Source organism: Mesorhizobium sp. YC-39 (assembly GCF_025753795.1).
Taxonomy (GTDB): domain Bacteria; phylum Pseudomonadota; class Alphaproteobacteria; order Rhizobiales; family Rhizobiaceae; genus Mesorhizobium.
Genome location: NZ_JAOWPS010000005.1, coordinates 454,376 through 474,890 on the forward strand (window position 1 = coordinate 454,376; position 20,515 = coordinate 474,890).

At 60.8% G+C, this 20,515-nt stretch carries 23 protein-coding genes; 21 read left to right on the top strand and 2 right to left on the bottom strand.

The features are described 5' to 3' along the window. Positions 1-27: 27 nt before the first annotated feature. A complete protein-coding gene (locus tag OHD62_RS27830) occupies positions 28-180 on the bottom strand; it encodes a hypothetical protein (RefSeq protein WP_107647628.1) in 153 nt (50 codons plus the stop codon). Positions 181-372: 192 nt separating this feature from the next. Between OHD62_RS27830 and coaD the strand changes: the two genes are divergently transcribed. From coaD to tgt, 6 genes are all read left to right on the top strand, one after another. Continuing rightward, positions 373-873 (top strand): pantetheine-phosphate adenylyltransferase, encoded by a 501-nt coding sequence (gene coaD, locus OHD62_RS27835; RefSeq protein ID WP_263789741.1) that lies wholly within the window; start codon positions 373-375, stop codon positions 871-873. Positions 874-1,040: 167 nt separating this feature from the next. Then, a complete protein-coding gene (locus OHD62_RS27840; RefSeq protein WP_263790182.1) occupies positions 1,041-1,535 on the top strand; it encodes a peptidylprolyl isomerase in 495 nt (164 codons plus the stop codon). Between the two features lie 27 nt (positions 1,536-1,562). Next, positions 1,563-2,075: a peptidylprolyl isomerase gene (locus OHD62_RS27845; protein ID WP_263789742.1), complete on the top strand. Its 513-nt coding sequence runs from the start codon at positions 1,563-1,565 to the stop codon at positions 2,073-2,075. Between the two features lie 154 nt (positions 2,076-2,229). Continuing rightward, complete coding sequence (gene queA, locus OHD62_RS27850) at positions 2,230-3,315, top strand: tRNA preQ1(34) S-adenosylmethionine ribosyltransferase-isomerase QueA (RefSeq protein WP_263789743.1); 1,086 nt, start codon at positions 2,230-2,232, stop codon at positions 3,313-3,315. Continuing rightward, positions 3,305-3,574 carry a hypothetical protein gene (locus tag OHD62_RS27855; RefSeq protein ID WP_263789745.1) on the top strand — a complete coding sequence of 90 codons (270 nt, stop codon included), beginning with the start codon at positions 3,305-3,307 and terminating at the stop codon, positions 3,572-3,574. Before queA ends, OHD62_RS27855 begins: the two co-directional genes overlap by 11 nt. Then, the gene (gene tgt, locus OHD62_RS27860) at positions 3,567-4,697 is read left to right on the top strand and encodes a tRNA guanosine(34) transglycosylase Tgt (protein ID WP_263789747.1); all 1,131 of its coding nucleotides are present in this window, start codon (positions 3,567-3,569) and stop codon (positions 4,695-4,697) included. Before OHD62_RS27855 ends, tgt begins: the two co-directional genes overlap by 8 nt. A gap of 8 nt (positions 4,698-4,705) precedes the next feature. Here the strand turns inward: tgt and OHD62_RS27865 are convergent, their stop codons facing one another. After that, positions 4,706-5,125 carry a DUF4864 domain-containing protein gene (locus tag OHD62_RS27865; protein WP_263789749.1) on the bottom strand — a complete coding sequence of 140 codons (420 nt, stop codon included), beginning with the start codon at positions 5,123-5,125 and terminating at the stop codon, positions 4,706-4,708. Positions 5,126-5,355: 230 nt separating this feature from the next. Between OHD62_RS27865 and OHD62_RS27870 the strand changes: the two genes are divergently transcribed. The 15 genes from OHD62_RS27870 (at position 5,356) to OHD62_RS27940 (ending at position 20,475) form a co-directional block, all read left to right on the top strand. Further along, a complete protein-coding gene (locus tag OHD62_RS27870; protein ID WP_006334738.1) occupies positions 5,356-5,592 on the top strand; it encodes an Lrp/AsnC family transcriptional regulator in 237 nt (78 codons plus the stop codon). A 147-nt stretch (positions 5,593-5,739) separates the two neighbouring features. Then, entirely contained in the window at positions 5,740-7,152 is a 1,413-nt protein-coding gene (locus OHD62_RS27875) for a circularly permuted type 2 ATP-grasp protein (RefSeq protein WP_263789753.1), read from the top strand. A 65-nt stretch (positions 7,153-7,217) separates the two neighbouring features. After that, a complete protein-coding gene (locus OHD62_RS27880) occupies positions 7,218-7,577 on the top strand; it encodes a four helix bundle protein (protein WP_263790184.1) in 360 nt (119 codons plus the stop codon). A gap of 60 nt (positions 7,578-7,637) precedes the next feature. Continuing rightward, positions 7,638-8,579 carry an alpha-E domain-containing protein gene (locus tag OHD62_RS27885; protein ID WP_263789755.1) on the top strand — a complete coding sequence of 314 codons (942 nt, stop codon included), beginning with the start codon at positions 7,638-7,640 and terminating at the stop codon, positions 8,577-8,579. Between the two features lie 67 nt (positions 8,580-8,646). Then, positions 8,647-9,441, top strand: coding sequence for a transglutaminase family protein (locus OHD62_RS27890; protein ID WP_263789757.1), 795 nt, complete (start codon positions 8,647-8,649; stop codon positions 9,439-9,441). 31 nt (positions 9,442-9,472) lie between these two features. Further along, positions 9,473-10,204, top strand: a complete 732-nt coding sequence (locus tag OHD62_RS27895; RefSeq protein ID WP_263789759.1) for a peptidase — start codon at positions 9,473-9,475, stop codon at positions 10,202-10,204. A 64-nt stretch (positions 10,205-10,268) separates the two neighbouring features. Then, the gene (locus OHD62_RS27900) at positions 10,269-11,681 is read left to right on the top strand and encodes a pyridoxal phosphate-dependent decarboxylase family protein (RefSeq protein WP_263789760.1); all 1,413 of its coding nucleotides are present in this window, start codon (positions 10,269-10,271) and stop codon (positions 11,679-11,681) included. A 125-nt stretch (positions 11,682-11,806) separates the two neighbouring features. Beyond that, positions 11,807-12,574: a DeoR/GlpR family DNA-binding transcription regulator gene (locus OHD62_RS27905; protein WP_263789762.1), complete on the top strand. Its 768-nt coding sequence runs from the start codon at positions 11,807-11,809 to the stop codon at positions 12,572-12,574. A gap of 126 nt (positions 12,575-12,700) precedes the next feature. Next, complete coding sequence (glpD, locus tag OHD62_RS27910) at positions 12,701-14,227, top strand: glycerol-3-phosphate dehydrogenase (protein WP_263789764.1); 1,527 nt, start codon at positions 12,701-12,703, stop codon at positions 14,225-14,227. Between the two features lie 38 nt (positions 14,228-14,265). Next, positions 14,266-15,348 (top strand): ABC transporter ATP-binding protein, encoded by a 1,083-nt coding sequence (locus OHD62_RS27915; protein ID WP_263789766.1) that lies wholly within the window; start codon positions 14,266-14,268, stop codon positions 15,346-15,348. A 13-nt stretch (positions 15,349-15,361) separates the two neighbouring features. Continuing rightward, on the top strand, positions 15,362-16,429 hold the full coding sequence (locus OHD62_RS27920) for an ABC transporter ATP-binding protein (protein WP_263789768.1): 1,068 nt from the start codon (positions 15,362-15,364) through the stop codon (positions 16,427-16,429). After that, positions 16,430-17,296, top strand: coding sequence for a carbohydrate ABC transporter permease (locus tag OHD62_RS27925; RefSeq protein ID WP_263789771.1), 867 nt, complete (start codon positions 16,430-16,432; stop codon positions 17,294-17,296). A 1-nt stretch (position 17,297) separates the two neighbouring features. Further along, positions 17,298-18,221, top strand: a complete 924-nt coding sequence (locus OHD62_RS27930; protein WP_318528613.1) for a carbohydrate ABC transporter permease — start codon at positions 17,298-17,300, stop codon at positions 18,219-18,221. 182 nt (positions 18,222-18,403) lie between these two features. After that, positions 18,404-18,670, top strand: a complete 267-nt coding sequence (locus tag OHD62_RS27935) for a DUF2160 domain-containing protein (RefSeq protein ID WP_263790188.1) — start codon at positions 18,404-18,406, stop codon at positions 18,668-18,670. Between the two features lie 77 nt (positions 18,671-18,747). Then, complete coding sequence (locus tag OHD62_RS27940; protein ID WP_263789773.1) at positions 18,748-20,475, top strand: ABC transporter substrate-binding protein; 1,728 nt, start codon at positions 18,748-18,750, stop codon at positions 20,473-20,475. Positions 20,476-20,515 lie beyond the last annotated feature (40 nt).

Genomic DNA, 20,515 nt, shown 5'->3' on the forward strand with positions numbered 1-20,515 from the left:
CGCGAATGCAATCCAAAGGTTTGTGACTTAGAAGTGTCGGTAGGGCTTTCGCACACCAAAGCCTTCGAAACGCTTGGTGTTGGCCTTGGCGCGAACGCGATCCGCTTCCTGATGCAGCCCGAATACGGTGGCGATCAGCATGGCGACGGTCATTGCGGTGGCTAGCATGTAGATCAGCATGTGCGTGTTCTCCTGCGCCTAACAACGATTAAATAGGAATTTGGTTTCATCTTCTGAAGCGGTAACCTAGTGAACGCTGCGTGAAGCGTTCGTGATCAACGCATTCATCTGTCGTTCATGTCCGCGAAAAGGTTCACGTACGTTGCATCAATCGGATTTGCCTTCCGCCCGTGTGCCCGCTAGAAGCCTGCCATGACTGAACGCATCGCCCTCTATGCCGGTTCTTTCGATCCGCTCACCAATGGCCATCTCGACGTGCTGAAAGCGTCGCTGGCCGTGGCTGACACTGTCTACGCCGCGATCGGCATCCACCCGGGCAAGAAGCCGCTGTTTTCCTTCGAGGAACGGGTGACGCTGATAGAGAGTGCGACAAAGGCGGAATTCGGTCGCGACGGCGCCCGCATCAAGGTCGTTGCCTTTGACGGGCTGGTCATCGATGCTGCCAGGAAGCAGGGCGCCTCGATCATGATACGTGGCCTGCGCGACGGCACCGATCTCGACTATGAGATGCAGATGGCCGGCATGAACGAGACCATGGCGCCGGAACTGCAGACGGTTTTTCTGCCCGCCAGTCCTTCCGTGCGAACCATTACCGCCACACTTGTCCGCCAGATAGCCTCGATGGGAGGCGACATCCGCCCCTTCGTGCCGGCAGCCGTGGCCGGCGCGCTCACCGCCAAATTCGCGAAATAGTGCATGTCGCGCAAAAGTGGATGCCGGTTTTGGGGTAACGACATGCACCCAAACAAAGACTTTCGGAGATCCCTATGCAGCTGAAGAAGCTCGCTTCCTTCCTCGTCGTGCTTGCCGGTCTTGTGACCGCGTCCGTTTCGGCCTTCGCCGCCGATCCGGAAAACACCATGATCATCACGCTGAAGGACGGCGATGTGACCATTGCACTCAGGCCCGATCTCGCGCCCACGCATGTCGCGCAGATCAAGAAGCTGGTGCGCCAGGGCGCCTACGACAATGTCGCTTTCCACCGCGTCATCGGCGGCTTCATGGCGCAGACCGGCGACGTCAAGTTCGGCAACATGAAGAATGGCTTCAACGCCGACGCCGTCGGCACCGGCGGTTCCGATCTTCCCGACCTGCCGGCCGAATTCTCCAAGACCGAGCACTATCGGCGCGGCGTGGTCGGCATGGCCCGCTCGCAGGACCCGAATTCCGCCAACTCGCAGTTCTTCATCATGTTCGCGCCGGCGCCGCCGCTCGATGGCCAGTACACCATCGTCGGCAATGTCGTCAGCGGCATGGAACTGGTGGATCACATCAAGAAGGGCGACGAGGCGAACAATGGCACGGTCAGCGATCCCGACCGCATGATCAAGGTGCGCATCGCTGCCGACAAATAAATATGTTTTCTCAAAAGGATATCTGACATGGCCGAGATCAAGGACCGCGAGAACGCGCTCATCATGGAAACGACCAAGGGCAAGGTCGTCATCGAACTGTTGCCCGATTTGGCGCCCGGCCATGTCGGCCGCATCAAGGAACTGGCGCGCGAAGGCGCCTATGACGGCGTGGTGTTCCACCGCGTCATCGACGGTTTCATGGCGCAGACCGGCGACGTGAAGTTCGGCAATTCCTCGAAGCCTTCCTTCGCGCCTTCCCGCGCCGGTATGGGTGGCTCGGACAAGCCTGACCTGAAGGCCGAATTCTCCAACGCCAACCATGGCCGCGGCACCTGCTCGATGGCGCGTTCGCAGAACCCGAACTCGGCCAACTCGCAGTTCTTCATCTGCTTCGACGATGCCGCCTTCCTCAACCGCCAGTACACGGTCTGGGGCCAGGTCATCGAAGGCATGGACAACGTCGACAAGATCAAGCGCGGCGAGCCCGTGCAGGATCCCGACAAGATCGTGTCACTGAAGGTAGCGGCCGACGTAAAGTGAACCGCCTAAAGCGCGTCGCGTTTGAACGGATTCATGCGACGCGCTTTAGGTCTTGTTTGATGCATGTCGTTACCGCAAAACCGCTGCGCACTTTTGCGCGACATGCATTCGGCGCGGCATTTCGATAGCATTTGTCGCGACGGCCGGGAACAGAATGAAAGTCGAGCTGTTCGATTTCGAATTGCCGGAGGAGCGCATCGCGCTTCGCCCGGCCGAGCCGCGTGACAGCGCCAGGATGCTGGTGGTCAAGCCGGGCGAGGGGCTCGAGGACCGGACGGTGCGCGAGTTGCCGTTGCTGCTCGAGGCCGGCGATGTGCTGGTCTTCAACGACACCAGGGTCATTCCGGCGCAGTTGAAAGGCATCAGACGGCGCGGCGAGGCGGCGGCGCAAGTCGAAGCGACGCTGCATATGCGGGTGGCGCCGGACCGCTGGCTGGCCTTCATGCGGCCGGGCAAACGCGTTGCCGCCGGCGACCGCATCCATTTCGGCCATGACGGCAATTCCTGCTTTCTCGGCCAGCTCGATGCCACGGTGATCGAGAAGGGCGAAGGCGGCGAGGTACTGCTCGGCTTCGACCTCTCCGGGTCGTTTCTCGATGAGGCGCTGCACGCTGTCGGCCATATTCCGTTGCCGCCCTACATTGCGTCGAAGCGTGATGACGATGAGCGCGACCGCAGCGACTACCAGACCATCTATGCCAGGGAGGAGGGGGCAGTGGCCGCCCCGACAGCCGGCCTGCATTTCACGCCGGAGCTGTTCGCCGCGCTTGACGCGAAGGGCATCGAGCGCCGCTTCGTCACCCTTCATGTCGGCGCCGGCACCTTCCTGCCGGTGAAGGCCGACGACACCGCCGACCACAAGATGCATGCCGAGACCGGTTCGGTCGCCCAGGAGACCGCCGAGGCGCTGAACGCGGCGAAGGCGCGGGGCGGGCGTATTGTCGCCGTCGGCACGACCTCGCTGCGCTTGCTGGAAAGTGCGGCTAGTCCCGACGGCCGGCTCGCCGCGTGGTCGGGTCCGACCGACATCTTCATCACGCCCGGCTACGGTTTCAAGACCGCCGATATGCTGATGACCAATTTCCATCTGCCGCGTTCGACGCTGTTCATGCTGGTTTCGGCCTTCTCAGGGCTCGAAACGATGCGCGCGGCCTATGCGCATGCCATCGAGACCCGTTACAGGTTCTATTCCTACGGAGACGCAAGTCTTCTGTTCAGGGAGGAGAACGATGGACGATGATCTGGAAAGTTTCGACCGCGACGCCTTGATCGCCGAGGTGAAGAAATTGCGCGCCGGCATTCGCACCCACCGCGATGCCACCGGCCATGACCTCTGCTGGCACCATCCCGATCTCTGGGATCTGTTGCCCGAAAGGACCGAGCCGGCGATCGCCGTGCCACCCTGGCCGAAGTTCATGCGCGGCTGCATCCGCTACCGGCAGTCGCTCGACAGGCAGGCCGCGGGTGCGCCGGTATTCGACAAGGAATTCAATGAGTAAGGCATTCACCTTCAAGGTATCGGCGACCGACGGTAGAGCGCGGCGCGGTACGATCGCCATGCCGCGCGGAGAAATCCGCACGCCGGCCTTCATGCCGGTCGGCACCGGCGGCACCGTAAAGACGATGTATATGGACCAGGTGCGCGCCCTCGGCGCCGACATCATCTTGGGTAATACCTATCATCTGATGCTGAGGCCCGGCGCCGAGCGTGTGGCGCGGCTCGGCGGGCTGCATGAATTCGCCCGCTGGCCGCATCCGATCCTGACCGACAGCGGCGGCTTTCAGGTGATGTCACTGTCGAAGCTGAGGAAGCTCACGGAAAAGGGTGTCACCTTCCGCTCGCATATCGATGGCGCCGCCTATGAGATGTCGCCCGAACGCTCGATCGAGATCCAGGGGCTACTCGATTCCGACATCCAGATGCAGCTCGACGAATGCACGGCGCTGCCGGCTGAGCGTAAGGAAATCGAGCGCGCCATGGAACTGTCGCTGCGCTGGGCCGAGCGCTGCAAGACGGCGTTCGGCGACCAACCGGGCAAGGCGATGTTCGGCATCGTACAAGGCGGCGATGTGCCTGATTTGCGGCTGCATTCGGCGCAAGCACTGAAGGCGATGGATCTGAAGGGTTACGCCGTCGGCGGGCTGGCCGTCGGCGAACCGCAAGCGGCAATGCTCGAGATGCTGGATATCACCTGTCCGGAGCTGCCGGCGGACAGGCCGCGCTATCTCATGGGCGTCGGCACGCCGGACGACATATTGAAATCGGTAGCACGCGGCATCGACATGTTCGACTGCGTGATGCCGACGCGCGCCGGCCGCCACGGTCTTGCCTATACAAGGCGAGGCAAGGTCAATCTGCGCAACGCCCGCCATGCTGACGATCCACGCCCGCTGGACGAGGAGAGCGACTGCCCGGCGGCGCGGGATTATTCGCGCGCCTATCTGCACCATCTGGTGCGTTCGCAAGAAGCGCTGGGCGCGATGCTGCTGACCTGGAACAATCTTTCCTACTATCAGAAGCTGATGCAGGACATTCGCGCCGCGATCGAGGCTGGCGCGTTCGAGACGCGGGCCGCGGAAATTTCCGAAGGCTGGACGAGGGGCGATATTCCGGCGATGTGACCGAGCGCTCAGGTGCTCAGCGCGTTGGAAGCGCGCAGGCTGCAGCCGGTGATCTGGTAGCTACCGTCAGGCTGCTGCTCAAGCGTATAGACCGCCTCGTAATCCTTGCCGTCCGGTCCGACGATCAGCACCTGCTGGATGATCGAGGTCGGGCTCATTTCCTGCACCTTGCCGAAGGCATAGGTCCGCGGCTTGCGCACTGGCGCGTAGCCATTGGTCACCATGTTCATGAAGGTGTCGACGGTCGGAAAGATGCGTTTCACATTCGGCGCGGCGAAGCTGTAGGCGGCAGCGCCATCATCGGCCATGAATGCCTTCAATTGACCGTCGATGGTTGCCTGGCCTGCCTTGATTTCCGCATCGCCGGCCAATGCGGGGAACGCCAGGATGAGTTGAACGATTGCGAATGCGAAAACCGCGCGGCGCATGGCCTGTCTCCGTTATCCCCTGAAGAGCCGTCCGAAGAGGCGCTCAGCATAACATACGCTGGGCAGCGCTTCACGGTTTCAACCGCCGGCGAACATTCAGCGTCGCACACCAAGGGGTGAACTCAGGCAAGCTGCAGCCGAGGGCGCCTCGGCGCGCCCTCATGCTTGAAAGCCGGGCGGCAGTCTGCCACAAGGGCCGCTTATACGTGGAAGCTTGAGCAGGATCGGCAATGAAGGCATTTTTCGTGCAGATAAAGTGCGATCTGGGCAAGGCCTATGAGGTCGCCAGCGCGCTGGCCGATGCCGAAATCGCCTCGGAAATCTATTCGACCGCCGGCAACTACGATCTGCTCGCCAAATTTTATGTCGACGACGAGGAGGACATCGGCCACTTCGTCAACGAGAAGGTGCAGATTCTCCCGGGGATCAAAGACACGTTCACCGTCGTCACCTTCCGCGCCTTCTAACAAGGCAAACCCTGATTACAGCCATATTGTTGCTGCCTTAATTTTAGGCAGCGGTGACATACTGATCACCGACACCCCTGAAATCGCCGATTGCGCTTGATTTTCTCCGGCGAGGCCAGTGAAATGGCCTCACAGGGGAGTATGCGATTGGCAGCGTTCGATGAAATGCTTCCGGAAGTTTCCGGGTTGAGAAAACCGTATTCGGCTTACGATCGCTGGCTGAAGGAGCAGGACCCGGCCAGACTTACCGAGAAGATGCAGGACGCCGAACGCGTTTTTCGCAAGACCGGCATCACCTTCGCCGTCTATGGCGAGCAGGAAGCCTCCGAACGCCTGATCCCCTTCGATATCGTTCCGCGCATCATTTCCGGCAATGAATGGCGGCGGCTGACGCAAGGCATCGAGCAGCGCGTCCAGGCGCTGAACGCCTTCCTCGACGACATCTATCATCGCCAGGAGATCTTGCGCGCGGGCCGCGTCCCAAAGGAACTGATCGCCAGGAACGAAGCGTTCCTGCCCGAGATGATCGGGGTGAGGCCGCCCGCCGGCGTCTACACCCATATCATCGGCGTCGATATCGTGCGCATCAGCGAAAACGAATTCTATGTGCTTGAGGACAATGCGCGCACGCCATCCGGCGTCTCCTACATGCTGGAGAACCGCGAGACAATGATGCAGCTCTTTCCCGAGCTGTTTCAGCAGATCAAGGTGCGGCCTGTCGAAAACTACCCTCAGCTCCTGCGCCAGTCACTGGCGGCGGTGCGGCCGCAAAGCACGAAGGGCACGCCGACCATCGCCGTGCTGACGCCAGGCAGCTACAACTCCGCCTATTTCGAGCATGCTTTTCTTGCCGACCAGATGGGTGTGCAATTGGTCGAAGGACAGGATCTGCGCGTCGTCGACGGCCATGTCGCGATGCGCACGACCGAAGGCTACAAACAGGTCGACGTGCTTTACCGGCGGGTGGATGACTCCTTCCTCGATCCGCTGACCTTCCGGCCGGACTCTGCACTTGGCGTGCCCGGCATCATGGATGTCTACCGCGCCGGCAACATCACCATCGCCAACGCGCCGGGGACCGGTATCGCCGACGACAAGGCGATCTACTCCTACATGCCCGAGATCGTCGAATTCTACACCGGCCGCAAGGCGATCCTCGGCAACATCCCGACCTGGCGCTGTTCGGAACCGGACAGCCTGAAATATGTACTCGAGCACCTCGACGAGCTTGTCATCAAGGAAGTGCACGGTTCCGGCGGCTACGGCATGCTGGTCGGGCCGGCGGCGACCAAGAAGGAATGCCAGGATTTTTCCAAGAAACTCCAGGCAAAACCGTCGAACTACATCGCCCAGCCGACGCTGGCGCTGTCGACGTGCCCGATCCTGACTGAAAAAGGCCTCTCGCCACGCCATGTCGACCTGAGACCCTATGTGCTTGTTTCCGACCGCATTCAGATCGTGCCTGGCGGCTTGACCCGTGTCGCACTCAAGGAAGGCTCGCTGGTCGTGAATTCCTCGCAAGGTGGCGGAACGAAAGATACGTGGGTGCTGGATGATTAAAATAGCGAATAGGGAATAGCGAATAGTGAGTAGCGAATAGAGGAATAAGGGGGTGTGCGACGGCGATCAATTCTTACAGAGACCTGATTGTTTGGAAGGCGGCCATCGAATTGGCGGTAGATTGCTATTCCGTGACGACAGCGTTCCCGAGCAAAGAAGCATACGGAATGACCTCTCAGATAAGGCGCTCGGCCGCGTCAATCGCAGCAAACATCGCGGAGGGTCACGGACGAGAAAATACGGGAGCCTTCATTCAATTTCTACGCATTGCTCAAGGCTCTCTCAAAGAATTGGAAACGCACCTGATCCTGTCCGGAAGAGTAGGCTTGATGGTTGAGAAAGAGGTGGGTCGCTTGCTTGGCCAAACCGAGGAGATCGGGAAAATGTTGCGTTCGATGATTAGGAGTCTGCAAAAGAAATTATGAAGTCGATTTTCCCCCACTCGCTACTCCCTATTCGCTACTCGCTCATCAAGGCAAGTTGACATGCTTCTCGGCCGCACAGCCAACGGGCTCTACTGGATGAACCGCTATATCGAGCGGGCGGAAAACATGGCGCGGTTGGTCGATGCCGGGCTGCGCATGGCGCTGACCCGTACGCAGAACGCCTCGGAGGAATGGAATTCGGTGTTGCTCAGCGCCGGTTCGGATGCAGCCTTCACACAAAAATACTCCGACTATACCGCGGCCAACGTCGCCGACTTCCTGCTGAGGGACACCTCGAATCCATCGAGCACGATGTCGTCGATCGAGACGGCTCGCAGCAATGCCCGCATGGTGCGCACCGCATTGACGCGCGAGACCTGGGAAAGCATCAACGAAGCCTGGATGGCGCTGAAGCGGATGCTGGCCAGACCGATCGACGAACGCGACTTGCCCAGCGTGCTCGATGCGATCAAACGCGAGACGGCACTGATCCGCGGCTCGTTCTACGGCACCATGCTGCGCAACGAGATCTTCGATTTCTCGCAGCTCGGCACCTATGTCGAGCGCGCCGACAACACGGCGCGCATCCTCGACGTGAAATACTATGTGCTGTTGCCGTCGATCTCATGGGTCGGTTCCACGCTCGACAATTACCAGTGGGAATCGATCCTGCGCTCGGTTTCGGCGCACCGCTCCTATCGCTGGGTCTACGAGGCCGACTACAAGCCGACCAATATCGCCGACTATCTGATCCTCAATGTCCGCATGCCGCGCTCGCTGACCTTTTGTTATCGATTCCTGACGGAGCATCTGAAATTCCTCGGCGACGACTATGGCGAACGTCATGCCTGTCATGCGACGGCCGGCAAGACTCAGGCCATGCTGACGGCCGGCTCGATCAAGGACATATTCGACGCCGGCCTGCATGAATTCCTGGCCAATTTCATTCGCGACAACACCAGGCTCGGCGACGAGATCGCGCAGAACTACAAGTTTTACTGAGCATGATCCCGCAAAGTGGAAACCGGTTTGCGGACAAGATCATGCTTACAAATGGAAAATGACGCCCATGCGGCTCAAGATCACCCATCGGACCGAATACCGCTACGATGCGCCTGTGCACTATCTGCTGCAGCGGCTGCGGCTGCTTCCGGTCAGCGGATCGACGCAGACCGTGCTGTCCTGGGCGTTGAAGACTGAAGGCGCGCGCGAGGAAGTGCGCTTCACCGACCATTTTGGCAATGACACGCGGCTGTTGAGCGTCGAAGGCGAGCGCGATTTCATCACAGTCGAGGCATCAGGCGAGGTGGTGACGCGCGATACCGCTGGTGTCTCCGGGCCGCATCAGGGCTTCACGCCGCTCTGGCTGTATGGCCATGAAACGCCATTGACCACGATCGGCAGCGGCATTCGCGAACTCGCCGCATCGGTCGGCGAGGGCACCGATATCGAAAGACTGCATCGGCTGATGGCCGTGATCGGCGAGCGCGTCGCCTATACGCCCGGCACGACCAATGCAACGACGCCGGCCGAAGAGGCTCTTGGGCTCAAGACCGGCGTCTGCCAGGATCACACCCACATTTTTGCCGCCGCGGCACGCGCCATGGGGTTCCCGGCACGCTATGTCAGCGGCTACCTGATGCTGGATGCCGCGATCGAGCAGGCGGCGAGCCACGCCTGGGCCGAGGCGCATGTTGCCGGGCTCGGCTGGGTTGCCTTCGATGCAGCCAACGGCATTTCTCCCGACGAACGCTATGTAAAGGTGGCGACCGGCCGCGATTACCGCGATGCCACGCCGGTGTCAGGAATTCGACTGGGACAGGCGGAAGAACAGCTTGCGGTCACCGTCACGGTGGAGCAGTAATCCCCGGCAAGATTGCTGCCAAAGAGATTCGATGACCTATTGCGTCGGCTTGAAGATCGATCGTGGGCTCGTGTTCATGTCGGACACGCGCACCAATGCCGGCATGGATTCGATCTCGACCTTCAAGAAGATGCATGTCTGGGAGGAGCCGGGCGAGCGCGTCATCGTGCTGATGTCGGCAGGCAACCTGGCGACGACGCAGGCCGTGGTCAGCCTGCTCGACGAACGCACGAAGGCAATTGCCGATCGCCACGCGACACTGCTCGAAACGCCCTCAATGTACCAGACGGTGCGCATGGTCGGCGACACAGTCAAGGAGGTCATCGCCCATTCGTCGCCTTCCGGCGACAAGGCGGACTCCTATTTCAATGCCTCCTTCATTCTCGGTGGCCAGATCAGGGGCAGCGAGCCGCGGCTGTTCATGATCTATCCCGAGGGCAATTTCATCGAATCGACCGACGACACGCCGTTCTTCCAGATCGGCGAGACCAAATACGGCAAGCCGATCATCATCCGCGCCTATGAAAGGACGATGAGTTTCGCCGAAACGGTGAAGCTGCTGTTGGTGTCGTTCGACTCGACGCTGAAATCGAACCTGTCGGTCGGCCTGCCGCTCGACCTGCTGTTCTACGAAAAGGACGCCTTCAAGATCAGCCTGAAGAAGCGGATAGCCCAGGACGATCAATATTACCGGACGATCTCGGATGGCTGGTCGAACGCGCTGAAGGCTGCTTTTGCGAGCCTGCCTGATTTTCCGGAATAGCGCCAATCTTCTTCGCAGGCGTGCGGCGGTTCAGGCTGCGCTCGGATAACGTCCCGGAGGTACGATGAACAAGGATGATTTCCGGCAATGGTCGAGGCGCGCCGCCGATTGGGGCGCCGACTATCGCGACAAATTGCGAGAAAGACCGGTGCGACCGCTGGTCGAGCCGGGCGATATTTTCAGGAGCATCGAAGCTTCACCGCCCGAAGCGGCGGAGCCGATGGATGCAATCTTTGCCGATTTCGAGCAAAAGATCCTGCCAGGCATGACACACTGGCAGCATCCGCGCTTCTTTGCCTATTTCCCGGCCAATGCCGCACCTGTCTCTGTCGTAGCCGAATATCTGGTCTCGGCGATGGCGGCGCAATGCATGCTCTGGCAGACCTCGCCGGCGGCGACCGAACTCGAGACCCGCGTCGTCGACTGGATGCGGCAGGCGCTTGGGCTGCCGGAAGGGTTTTCCGGCGTCATGCAAGATTCGGCATCATCGGCGACGCTGGCGGCCGTGCTGACCATGCGCGAGCGCGCGCTCGATTGGCAGGGCAACAAGAAGGGCCTGCAAGGCCAGCCAGCATTGCGCGTTTATTCTTCCGACCAGGTGCACACCTCGATCGATCGGGCGATCTGGGTATCCGGCATCGGCGAGGAGAACCTTGTGCGCATTCCCGTTGCCGGTCGCTTCCGAGCCATGGAGACAGGGGTGCTTGAAGCTGCAATCGTCGCTGATCGCGAAAACGGCATGCTGCCAGCCGGCATCATCGCCAGCGTTGGCGGCACCAGCACCGGAGGTACGGATGATATTGCCGGCGTCGCCGCGGTGGCCAAGCGCCACGGGCTCTATCTGCATGTCGATGCGGCCTGGGCCGGATCGGCGATGATCTGCCCCGAGTACCGGCATTTCTGGACTGGTGCCGAGCAGGCGGATTCCATCGTCTTCAATCCGCATAAATGGCTGGGCGCGCAGTTCGACTGCTCGGTGCAATTCATCCGGCAGCCGGAGGACCTCGTTCGCACGCTGGCGATCAAGCCCGAATTCCTGAAGACGCATGGCCGTGACGGCATCATCAATTATTCCGAATGGTCGGTGCCGCTTGGCAGGCGTTTTCGTGCGCTGAAACTGTGGTTCCTGCTGCGGGCCCACGGGCTGGAAAATCTGCGGACCATGATCCGCCACCACGTCGCCTGGAGCGAACGTCTCGCCACGCGGCTGGCTGGCGAGCCGGACTTCGAGGTCGTCACGGAGCCGATGCTGTCGCTGTTTTCGTTCCGGCACGTAGCGGCCGAGGGCGGAGACGCCGACGACCACAACCTTCGCCTGGTCAACGCGATCAACGACGATGGCCGCATCTACCTGACGCAGACGCGCGTGAATGGGCACGTCGCGATCCGTTTTCAGGTCGGCCAGTTCGAGACGACGGCGGCGGACATCGACACTGCCTTCGAGACCATCACGGAAATCGCCCGCGACCTGGCTTGATTGGTCTCTGAGAGTTGCGCCGAAGTTTGCCTTCGCGATCATCTGATTTTCATTAGTCGGCCTGCTCCTTTTCATCACTTTCGTTTTGAGCTATGGACAAGAAAAACGAAAAGGGAGGCTCTCCGATGTATCTGTCACCACGGCACGCCGAAATCATCCAGATGGCCAAGGACCATGGCCGTGTGCTGGTCGACGACCTGGCGACGTATTTCAACGTGACACCGCAGACCATCCGCAAGGATCTCAACGATCTATGCGACCAAAGGCTGCTTTCCCGCATCCATGGCGGAGCATTGTTTCCGTCCGGCATCGAGAACATGGAGTATGAGGCGCGGCGCAAGATCGCTGCCGACGAGAAGGAAGCGATCGGACTTGCGGCGGCGAGACTGATTCCTGACAACGCCTCGCTGTTCATCAATATCGGCACCACAACAGAGTCGGTCAGCAAGGCGCTTCTCGATCATACAGGTTTGATGGTCATCACCAATAATATCAATGTTGCCAATAGGATGCGCATATATCCTTCGATAGAAGTGGTGATCGCCGGCGGCGTCGTGCGGGGTTCCGACGGCGGCGTGGTCGGCGAGGCGGCGGTCGATTTCATCCGGCAGTTCAAAGTCGACTATGCAGTGATCGGCGCCTCGGCGATCGATCATGACGGGGCGCTGCTCGATTTCGACTTTCGCGAGGTGAAGGTGGCGCAAGCGATCATCGCCAACGCGAGGCATGTCATCCTGGTGTCCGACCAGACCAAGTTCGAGCGCACGGCGCCGGTTCGCATCGGCCATCTGTCGCAGGTCAACACCTTCATCACCGACCGCTGCGACATTGCGTCGGTGCGCAAGATCTGCCAGGAGGCAGAGGTTCAGCTGATCGAAACGTCGCTGTCCTAGCTGAAGCCCTTACGGCAATTGTCGCCGTTTATATTTCGTTTGACATTCGTTATCATTTCGAAATAATCCCGCTACGGTTTCGCAAAAGATCAAAAATGCTGCAATGCGAAATCGCTGGAGGACTTCTTGGACGCATCCCCGATCCATGACATTTTCGTCATCGGTGGCGGCATCAACGGCTGCGGCATTGCCCGTGACGCCGTTGGGCGCGGCTTCTCTGTCTTCCTCGCCGAGATGAACGATCTGGCGAGCGGAACCTCTTCCGGCTCGACCAAGCTGATCCATGGCGGTTTGCGCTATCTCGAATTCTACGAGTTCCGTCTCGTGCGCGAAGCGCTGATGGAGCGCGAGGTTCTGTGGCAGAACGCGCCGCACATCATCTGGCCGATGCGTTTCGTGCTGCCTTACGCAAAGGGCCTGCGTCCGGCCTGGCTGATCAGGCTCGGCCTTTTTCTCTACGACCACATTGGCGGGCGCAAATTGCTGCCGGCGACGAGAACGCTGGACATGGCAAAGGACCCGGCCGGCAAGCCATTGAAGCCGCTGTTTCGAAAGGCCTTCGAATATTCCGACGGCTGGGTCAACGATGCGCGGCTGGTGGCGTTGAACGCTCGCGACGCCGCCGACCGGGGCGCTACGATCCGAACCCGTACCAAGGTTGTCGAAGCACGCCGTGACGGTGGTCTCTGGACGATCAGGCTGGAAGATATCCGGACCGGCGAACATGAGGAAGTCAAGGCGCGGCTTCTGGTCAACGCCGCCGGTCCGTGGGTCGACCATGTGCTGTCCGGCACGGTCGGCTTGAACGACGTGCACAATGTCCGGCTGGTGAAGGGCAGTCACATCGTCGTCGGCAAGAAGTTCGACGACCCGCGCGCCTATTTCTTCCAGAACAAGGATGGGCGGATCATCTTCGCCATTCCCTATGAGGAAGAATTCACCCTGATCGGCACCACGGATCAGGATTACCCCGGCGATCCCCATGACGCGAAGATCAGCGATACCGAGATCGACTATCTCTGTGCCGCGGCAAGCGAGTATTTCGCGCAGGCCGTCAAGCGTTCGGATATCGTCTGGACCTATTCAGCAGTGCGCCCACTCTATGACGACGGCGCCTCGAAGGCGCAGGAAGCGACCCGCGACTATGTGCTGAAGGCAGATGGCGGCGAGGGTGTCGCGCCGATCGTCAACGCCTTCGGCGGCAAGATCACCACCTATCGCCGGCTGGCGGAATCGATGCTCGACAAGATCGAGCATTTTCTCGGCAAACGCGGCAAGCCGTGGACGGCGAACGCGCCGCTGCCGGGCGGCGATTTCCCGGCCACCGGCTTTGATGCCGAGGTGGCAAAACTGAAAACGGCCTATCCGTTCCTTGACGCGCGCCTGGCCCGCCGGCTGACCCGGCTCTATGGCACGCGCGCGCGCATGCTGCTGGGGCTGGCCAGATCAAATGCCGATCTTGGCCGGCACTTCGGCGCCGATCTCTACGAGGCGGAGGTGCGCTATCTCGCCCAGAACGAATGGGCTATCACCTCCGACGACGTCCTTTGGCGCAGGACCAAGCGTGGCCTGCATCTCAGCCGTGAACAGGCGTCAGCGTTGGAGGAGTTCATGCGCGGAATAAGCCGGCGCCATGTGGCGGCGGCCGAGTAGGGTGGCCAAGTGATGCAGAAAGTCTGGGAGGAGGCATCATGCTGGAACTGAGAAACGTGACGAAGACGGTCGGCGCGGCGGAGCATATACGCGATGTCTCGCTGACGCTTCAGCACGGCTCGCTCAACGTTCTGCTCGGGCCGACGCTGTCCGGCAAGACCAGCCTGATGCGGCTGATGGCCGGCCTCGACGTGCCGGCCTCCGGCTCGGTCTGGTTCGATGGCAAGGACGTCACCGGCATGCCGGTGCAGAAGCGCAACGTCGCCATGGTCTATCAGCAATTCATCAACTATCCGGCGATGACCGTCTACGAGAACATCGCCTCGCCACTGCGTGTGGCTGGCACTGACCGGGCGAAGATCGACAGCGAGGTGCGCAAAGCCGCCGCGCTCCTCAAGCTGACGCCCTATCTCGAGCGCACGCCGCTCAGCCTCTCCGGCGGCCAGCAGCAGCGCACGGCGCTGGCGCGTGCCATCGTCAAGAATGCCAGCCTGGTGCTGCTCGACGAGCCGCTCGCCAATCTCGACTACAAGCTGCGCGAGGAGCTGCGCGCCGAGCTGCCGAAGATTTTCGCCGCCGCCGGCACCATCTTCGTCTATGCCACGACCGAGCCGCACGAAGCGTTGCTGCTCGGCGGCAACACGGCGACGCTTTCCGAAGGCCGCATCACCCAGTTCGGGCCGACGATCGACGTCTTCCGCAGGCCGAACGACCTCGTCACGGCCAAGACCTTTGCCGATCCGCCGCTCAACACCATCGTGCTGAAGAAGAGCGGTTCGAGCTTCCTTCTCGATGGTGGGGTGAACCTCCCGGTGCCGGCCGAGCTCGCCGGTATTGCCGATACGAGCTATACGATCGGCTTTCAGCCCCACCATCTCTCCCTTGCGCGGCCGAGCCCGTCGGCGGTTTCGGTGAGAGCCAAGGTCTCGGTCACCGAGATCACCGGTTCGGAAAGCTTCGTGCATCTCGACTTCGCCGATGTGCGCTGGGTGATGCTGGAGCATGGCATCCTGGCGTTCGAGCCGGACCAGGTCATCGAGGTGTTCATCGACCCCCGGCACATCATGGTGTTCGACGCGAACGGCCGCTCGGCCGCGGCGCCGCAAATGCTGGCGGCTTGAGGGAGGAGGGCACATGGCGCGTATCGACTGCAACCACATTCGCCACGCCTACGGTCCCAATCCGAAGTCGGACAAGGACTATGCGCTGAAGGAAGTGCATCAGGTCTTCGAGGATGGCGGCGCCTATGCGCTGCTTGGACCGTCCGGCTGCGGCAAGACCACGCTGCTCAACATCATTTCGGGATTGCTGCATCCTTCGCACGGCCAGTTGCTGTTCAACGGCAAGGACGTGACCAACCTGTCGACGCAGGAACGCAACATCGCCCAGGTGTTCCAGTTCCCGGTCATCTACGACACCATGACCGTCTACGACAATCTGGCCTTCCCGCTGCGCAACCGCGGCGTGCCGGAGGCTGATGTCGACCGCAAAGTGCGCGAGACGCTGGACATGATCGATCTCGCGTCATGGGCAAAGAAGAAGGCGCGCGGACTGACCGCCGACCAGAAACAGAAGATCTCGCTCGGCCGCGGCCTGGTGCGCTCCGACGTCAACGCCATCCTGTTCGACGAGCCGCTGACCGTCATCGATCCGCATATGAAGTGGGTGCTGCGTTCGCAGTTGAAGCAGCTTCACCGCCGTTTCGGCTACACCATGGTCTATGTCACGCACGACCAGACCGAGGCGCTGACCTTCGCCGAACGCGTCGTCGTCATGTATGAGGGCGAGATCGTGCAGATCGGCACGCCGGCCGAACTGTTCGAGCGGCCGCGCCACACCTTCGTCGGCTATTTCATCGGCTCGCCCGGCATGAATGTCATGCCGGTGGCGATCGAGGGCAAGACGGCGACGATTGGCAGCCAGCGCATCGAACTGCCCGGCGCGCCCCAGGCCGTCACCGGCCCGGTAGAGCTCGGCATCCGTCCCGAATATGTCAGGCTTGGCCGCGAGGGCATGGCCGTGAAGGTCAGCAAGGTCGAGGATGTCGGCCGCCACAAGGTGGTCCGCGCCAGTTTCGAAGGCCGCGAGATCGCCGCCATCATCGGCGAGGACGAGACCGTGCCGGCCGAGCCGAAGGTGCGCTTCGAGCCCACCCGCATCAACATCTATGCCGATTCCTGGCGTGTCGAGATGGGGGCGTAGATGGAAAAGACCTGGAACAACAAGGCGTGGTTCCTCGTGCTGCCGGTGCTGGTGCTGGTGGCGTTCTCGGCTGTCATCCCGCTGATGACCGTCGTCAACTATTCGGTGCAGGACACGTTCGGCAACAACGTCTTCTTCTGGGCCGGCACGGAATGGTTCGAGGAACTGCTGCATTCCGACCGCTTCTGGGAAGCGATGGTCCGCAACCTGGTCTTTTCCTTCATCATCCTCGCGATCGAGGTACCGCTCGGCATCTTCATCGCCCTCAACATGCCGAAGAAGGGTTGGGCCGTGCCGGTCTGCCTGGTGCTGATGGCGCTGCCGCTGCTCATCCCGTGGAATGTCGTCGGCACGATCTGGCAGGTTTTCGGCCGCAATGACATCGGCCTCTTCGGCTACTACGTCAATGCGCTCGGCATCGACTACAATTATGTCCAGGATCCGATCGATGCCTGGGTCACCGTCATCATCATGGATGTCTGGCACTGGACCAGTCTCGTCGTGCTGCTTTGCTACGCCGGCCTCGTCTCCATCCCGGATGCCTTCTACCAGGCGGCCAAGATTGACGGCGCGTCGCGCTGGGCGGTGTTCCGCTACATCCAGTTGCCGAAGATGAAGCGCGTGCTTCTGATCGCCGTGCTGTTGCGCTTCATGGATAGTTTCATGATCTACACCGAACCCTTTGTCGTCACCGGCGGCGGCCCCGGCAACTCGACGACGTTCCTGTCGATCGACCTGGTCAAGACGGCGCTCGGCCAGTTTGACCTTGGTCCGGCGGCGGCAATGTCGCTGGTCTACTTCCTGATCATCCTTCTGTTGTCATGGGTGTTCTACACCGTGATGACCAATTACGACGCGGAGCGCTGAGATGAGTGGCGCCGACGAAAGAGCGACAAGGCAGGACAGGGTGGGCGAAACAGCTGTTTCGGGAGCGCTTGCCAGCACGCGCTCGCAGGATGAGATCGCCAGGCTGATGCGCCGGCGCGGCGAGGAATCGCGCTGGTGGTGGATCGTGCCAACGATCTACATCATCGTCCTGCTTTTGCCGATCTACTGGCTCATCAATATGAGCTTCAAGACCAATGCCGAGATCGTCTCCTCGCTGACGCTCTATCCGCACAATCCGACATTGGCGAACTACCGCACCATCTTCACCGACGCGTCCTGGTATTCGGGCTACATCAACTCGATCACCTATGTGGTTATGAATATGGTGATTTCGGTGGCCGCGGCCTTGCCGGCCGCCTACGCCTTCTCGCGCTATCGCTTCCTCGGCGACAAACATTTGTTCTTCTGGCTGCTGACCAACCGCATGGCGCCGCCGGCGGTGTTCGCGCTGCCGTTCTTCCAGCTCTATTCGGCCTTCGGCCTGATCGACACGCATATCGCCGTGGCGCTGGCACATTGCCTGTTCAACGTGCCGCTTGCGGTGTGGATCCTCGAAGGCTTCATGTCGGGCGTGCCGAAGGAGATCGACGAGACGGCCTATATCGACGGCTATTCGTTCCCGCGTTTCTTCATCAAGATCTTCATGCCGCTGATCGCCAGCGGCATCGGCGTCGCCTGCTTCTTCTGTTTCATGTTCTCCTGGGTCGAACTGCTGATCGCCCGCACGCTGACGACGACGGACGCCAAGCCGATCGCCGCCACGATGACCCGCACTGTCTCGGCGGCTGGCATGGACTGGGGCCTGCTCGCCGCCGCCGGCGTGCTGACGCTGATCCCCGGCGCGCTCGTCATCTGGTTCGTGCGCAACTACATCGCCAAGGGCTTTGCCCTGGGGAGGGTATGATGGAGCAGGTCGATAGAAATCCACGGATGGCATGGTTGTGGTCGGTGCTGTTTCTCGCTTTGGTCGTCGTGGCCTGGGTGGCACTTCAAATCGATTTTGTGGCAATAACGGTAGGCTTCAGCGATCCGGCCAATATCCGCCTGTGGGGATTTAACCTATCGTCCAACCTCGATTTTTCGTGGATGGCGTGGACGTGGCCGACGGCGGCGTTCTTTGCCACGATCTTTCTGCTGCTTTGCGGCATGGCGGTCTGGGAATACGTCTCGCCGGGCGGCAATCCGCGCGTTGGCATCCTGCGCTTCGAAACGACGCGCGGCGACCGTCTCTTCCTGTCGCTGCTCGGCAGCGCCTTTATCCATCTCGCTTGGCTGGGTCTTGTCGGGCCCAACTTGTGGTGGGCTCTCGCTCTCTCCGTGGTCTACGCCATCGGCGTGTTCCGCTACGTATAGAGGGAGAAATAGTTGGAGCGGCCGCGTGCCGTGACCGCTTCAGATCGTACTTTAAACATTAACAGTGGAGGAAACACATGCGACGGCAATTCTTGACATCAACGACTGCACTTGTCCTGTTGCTCGGTGCAGGCAATGCCTATGCCGGAATGGACGAGGCAAAAGCCTTCCTCGACAAGGAGATCGGCCCTCTTTCGACGCTTTCGCGCGCCGACCAGGAAGCCGAGATGCAATGGTTCATCGATGCTGCGAAGCCGTTCGCCGGCATGGAGATCAAGGTCGTCTCCGAAACCATCGCGACGCATCAGTATGAATCGCAGGTTCTGGCGCCGGCCTTTAGCGCCATCACCGGCATCAAGCTCTCGCACGACCTCATCCAGGAGGGCGACGTCGTCGAGAAGATCCAGACCCAGATGCAGACCGGCCAGAACCTTTATGACGCCTGGGTCAACGATTCCGATCTGATCGGCACGCACTGGCGCTACCAGCAGGTGCGCAACCTGACTGACTGGATGGCGAACGAGGGCAAGGATGTCACCAATCCGAACCTCGACCTGAAGGACTTCATCGGCACCTCGTTCACCACGGCGCCCGACAAGAAGCTCTACCAGCTTCCCGACCAGCAGTTCGCGAACCTGTACTGGTTCCGTTACGATTGGTTCAACGACGAGAAAAACAAGGCGGACTTCAAGGCCAAGTATGGCTACGACCTCGGCGTGCCGGTCAACTGGTCGGCCTATGAGGACATTGCCGAGTTCTTCACCGGCCGCGAGATCGACGGCAAGAAGGTCTATGGTCACATGGACTACGGCAAGAAGGACCCGTCGCTCGGCTGGCGGTTCACCGACGCCTGGCTGTCCATGGCCGGCAATGGTGACAAGGGCATTCCGAACGGTCTGCCGGTCGACGAATGGGGCATCAAGGTCGACGAGAATTCGCGTCCTGTCGGTTCCTGTGTAGCCCGCGGCGGTGACACCAACGGTCCGGCCGCCGTCTACTCGATCCAGAAATATCTCGACTGGCTGAAGGCCTATGCTCCGGCGGAAGCCCAGGGCATGACCTTCTCCGAATCCGGCCCGGTGCCGGCTCAAGGGTCGGTCGCCCAGCAGATGTTCTGGTACACCGCCTTCACCGCCTCGATGGTCGACGCCGGCGCCAAGGCGGTGCTGAACGACGACGGCACGCCGAAATGGCGCATGGCGCCGTCGCCGCACGGCGTCTACTGGAAGGACGGCATGAAGCTCGGCTATCAGGACGTCGGTTCCTGGACGCTAATGAAGTCGACGCCGGACGACCGCGCCAAGGCAGCCTGGCTTTACGCGCAGTTCGTGACGTCGAAGACCGTCGACGTAAAGAAGAGCCATGTCGGCCTGACCTTCATTCGCGAAAGCACGATCCACGACAAGAGCTTCACCGAACGGGCTCCGAAGCTCGGTGGCCTGATCGAGTTCTACCGCTCGCCGGCCCGCGTCCAGTGGTCGCCGACCGGCACCAACGTGCCGGACTATCCGAAGCTGGCTCAGCTCTGGTGGCAGGCGATCGGCGATGCCTCGTCGGGCGCCAAGACCGCGCAGGAAGCGATGGATTCGCTCTGTGCCGAGCAGGAGAAGGTCATGACCCGCTTGGAGAAGTCGGGCGTCCAGGGCGATATCGGCCCGAAGATGGCCGAAGAGCATGATCTCGCCTACTGGAACGCCGACGCGGTCAAGAAGGGCAATCTCGCGCCACAGCTGAAGATCGAGCCGGAGAAGGACAAGCCGATCACCATCAACTACGACGAGCTGGTGAAGAGCTGGCAGAAGTAAAACTGTTTGATGCGAGCGTTTGCGCCCGCATCGCGACAAT

Bases quoted from the DNA above. Each gene is read 5' to 3' on its own strand.
- OHD62_RS27940 (WP_263789773.1), top strand. From the start codon at position 18,748: ATGCGACGGCAATTCTTGACATCAACGACTGCACTTGTCCTGTTGCTC.
- OHD62_RS27895 (WP_263789759.1), top strand. From the start codon at position 9,473: ATGACCTATTGCGTCGGCTTGAAGATCGATCGTGGGCTCGTGTTCATG.
- OHD62_RS27865 (WP_263789749.1), bottom strand. From the start codon at position 5,125: ATGCGCCGCGCGGTTTTCGCATTCGCAATCGTTCAACTCATCCTGGCG.
- OHD62_RS27935 (WP_263790188.1), top strand. From the start codon at position 18,404: ATGGCGTGGACGTGGCCGACGGCGGCGTTCTTTGCCACGATCTTTCTG.
- OHD62_RS27885 (WP_263789755.1), top strand. From the start codon at position 7,638: ATGCTTCTCGGCCGCACAGCCAACGGGCTCTACTGGATGAACCGCTAT.
- tgt (WP_263789747.1), top strand. From the start codon at position 3,567: ATGAGTAAGGCATTCACCTTCAAGGTATCGGCGACCGACGGTAGAGCG.
- OHD62_RS27905 (WP_263789762.1), top strand. From the start codon at position 11,807: ATGTATCTGTCACCACGGCACGCCGAAATCATCCAGATGGCCAAGGAC.
- OHD62_RS27840 (WP_263790182.1), top strand. From the start codon at position 1,041: ATGATCATCACGCTGAAGGACGGCGATGTGACCATTGCACTCAGGCCC.
- coaD (WP_263789741.1), top strand. From the start codon at position 373: ATGACTGAACGCATCGCCCTCTATGCCGGTTCTTTCGATCCGCTCACC.
- OHD62_RS27870 (WP_006334738.1), top strand. From the start codon at position 5,356: ATGAAGGCATTTTTCGTGCAGATAAAGTGCGATCTGGGCAAGGCCTAT.
- OHD62_RS27920 (WP_263789768.1), top strand. From the start codon at position 15,362: ATGGCGCGTATCGACTGCAACCACATTCGCCACGCCTACGGTCCCAAT.
- queA (WP_263789743.1), top strand. From the start codon at position 2,230: ATGAAAGTCGAGCTGTTCGATTTCGAATTGCCGGAGGAGCGCATCGCG.
- OHD62_RS27830 (WP_107647628.1), bottom strand. From the start codon at position 180: ATGCTGATCTACATGCTAGCCACCGCAATGACCGTCGCCATGCTGATC.
- OHD62_RS27845 (WP_263789742.1), top strand. From the start codon at position 1,563: ATGGCCGAGATCAAGGACCGCGAGAACGCGCTCATCATGGAAACGACC.
- OHD62_RS27890 (WP_263789757.1), top strand. From the start codon at position 8,647: ATGCGGCTCAAGATCACCCATCGGACCGAATACCGCTACGATGCGCCT.
- OHD62_RS27925 (WP_263789771.1), top strand. From the start codon at position 16,430: ATGGAAAAGACCTGGAACAACAAGGCGTGGTTCCTCGTGCTGCCGGTG.
- OHD62_RS27915 (WP_263789766.1), top strand. From the start codon at position 14,266: ATGCTGGAACTGAGAAACGTGACGAAGACGGTCGGCGCGGCGGAGCAT.
- OHD62_RS27900 (WP_263789760.1), top strand. From the start codon at position 10,269: ATGAACAAGGATGATTTCCGGCAATGGTCGAGGCGCGCCGCCGATTGG.
- OHD62_RS27930 (WP_318528613.1), top strand. From the start codon at position 17,298: ATGAGTGGCGCCGACGAAAGAGCGACAAGGCAGGACAGGGTGGGCGAA.
- OHD62_RS27855 (WP_263789745.1), top strand. From the start codon at position 3,305: ATGGACGATGATCTGGAAAGTTTCGACCGCGACGCCTTGATCGCCGAG.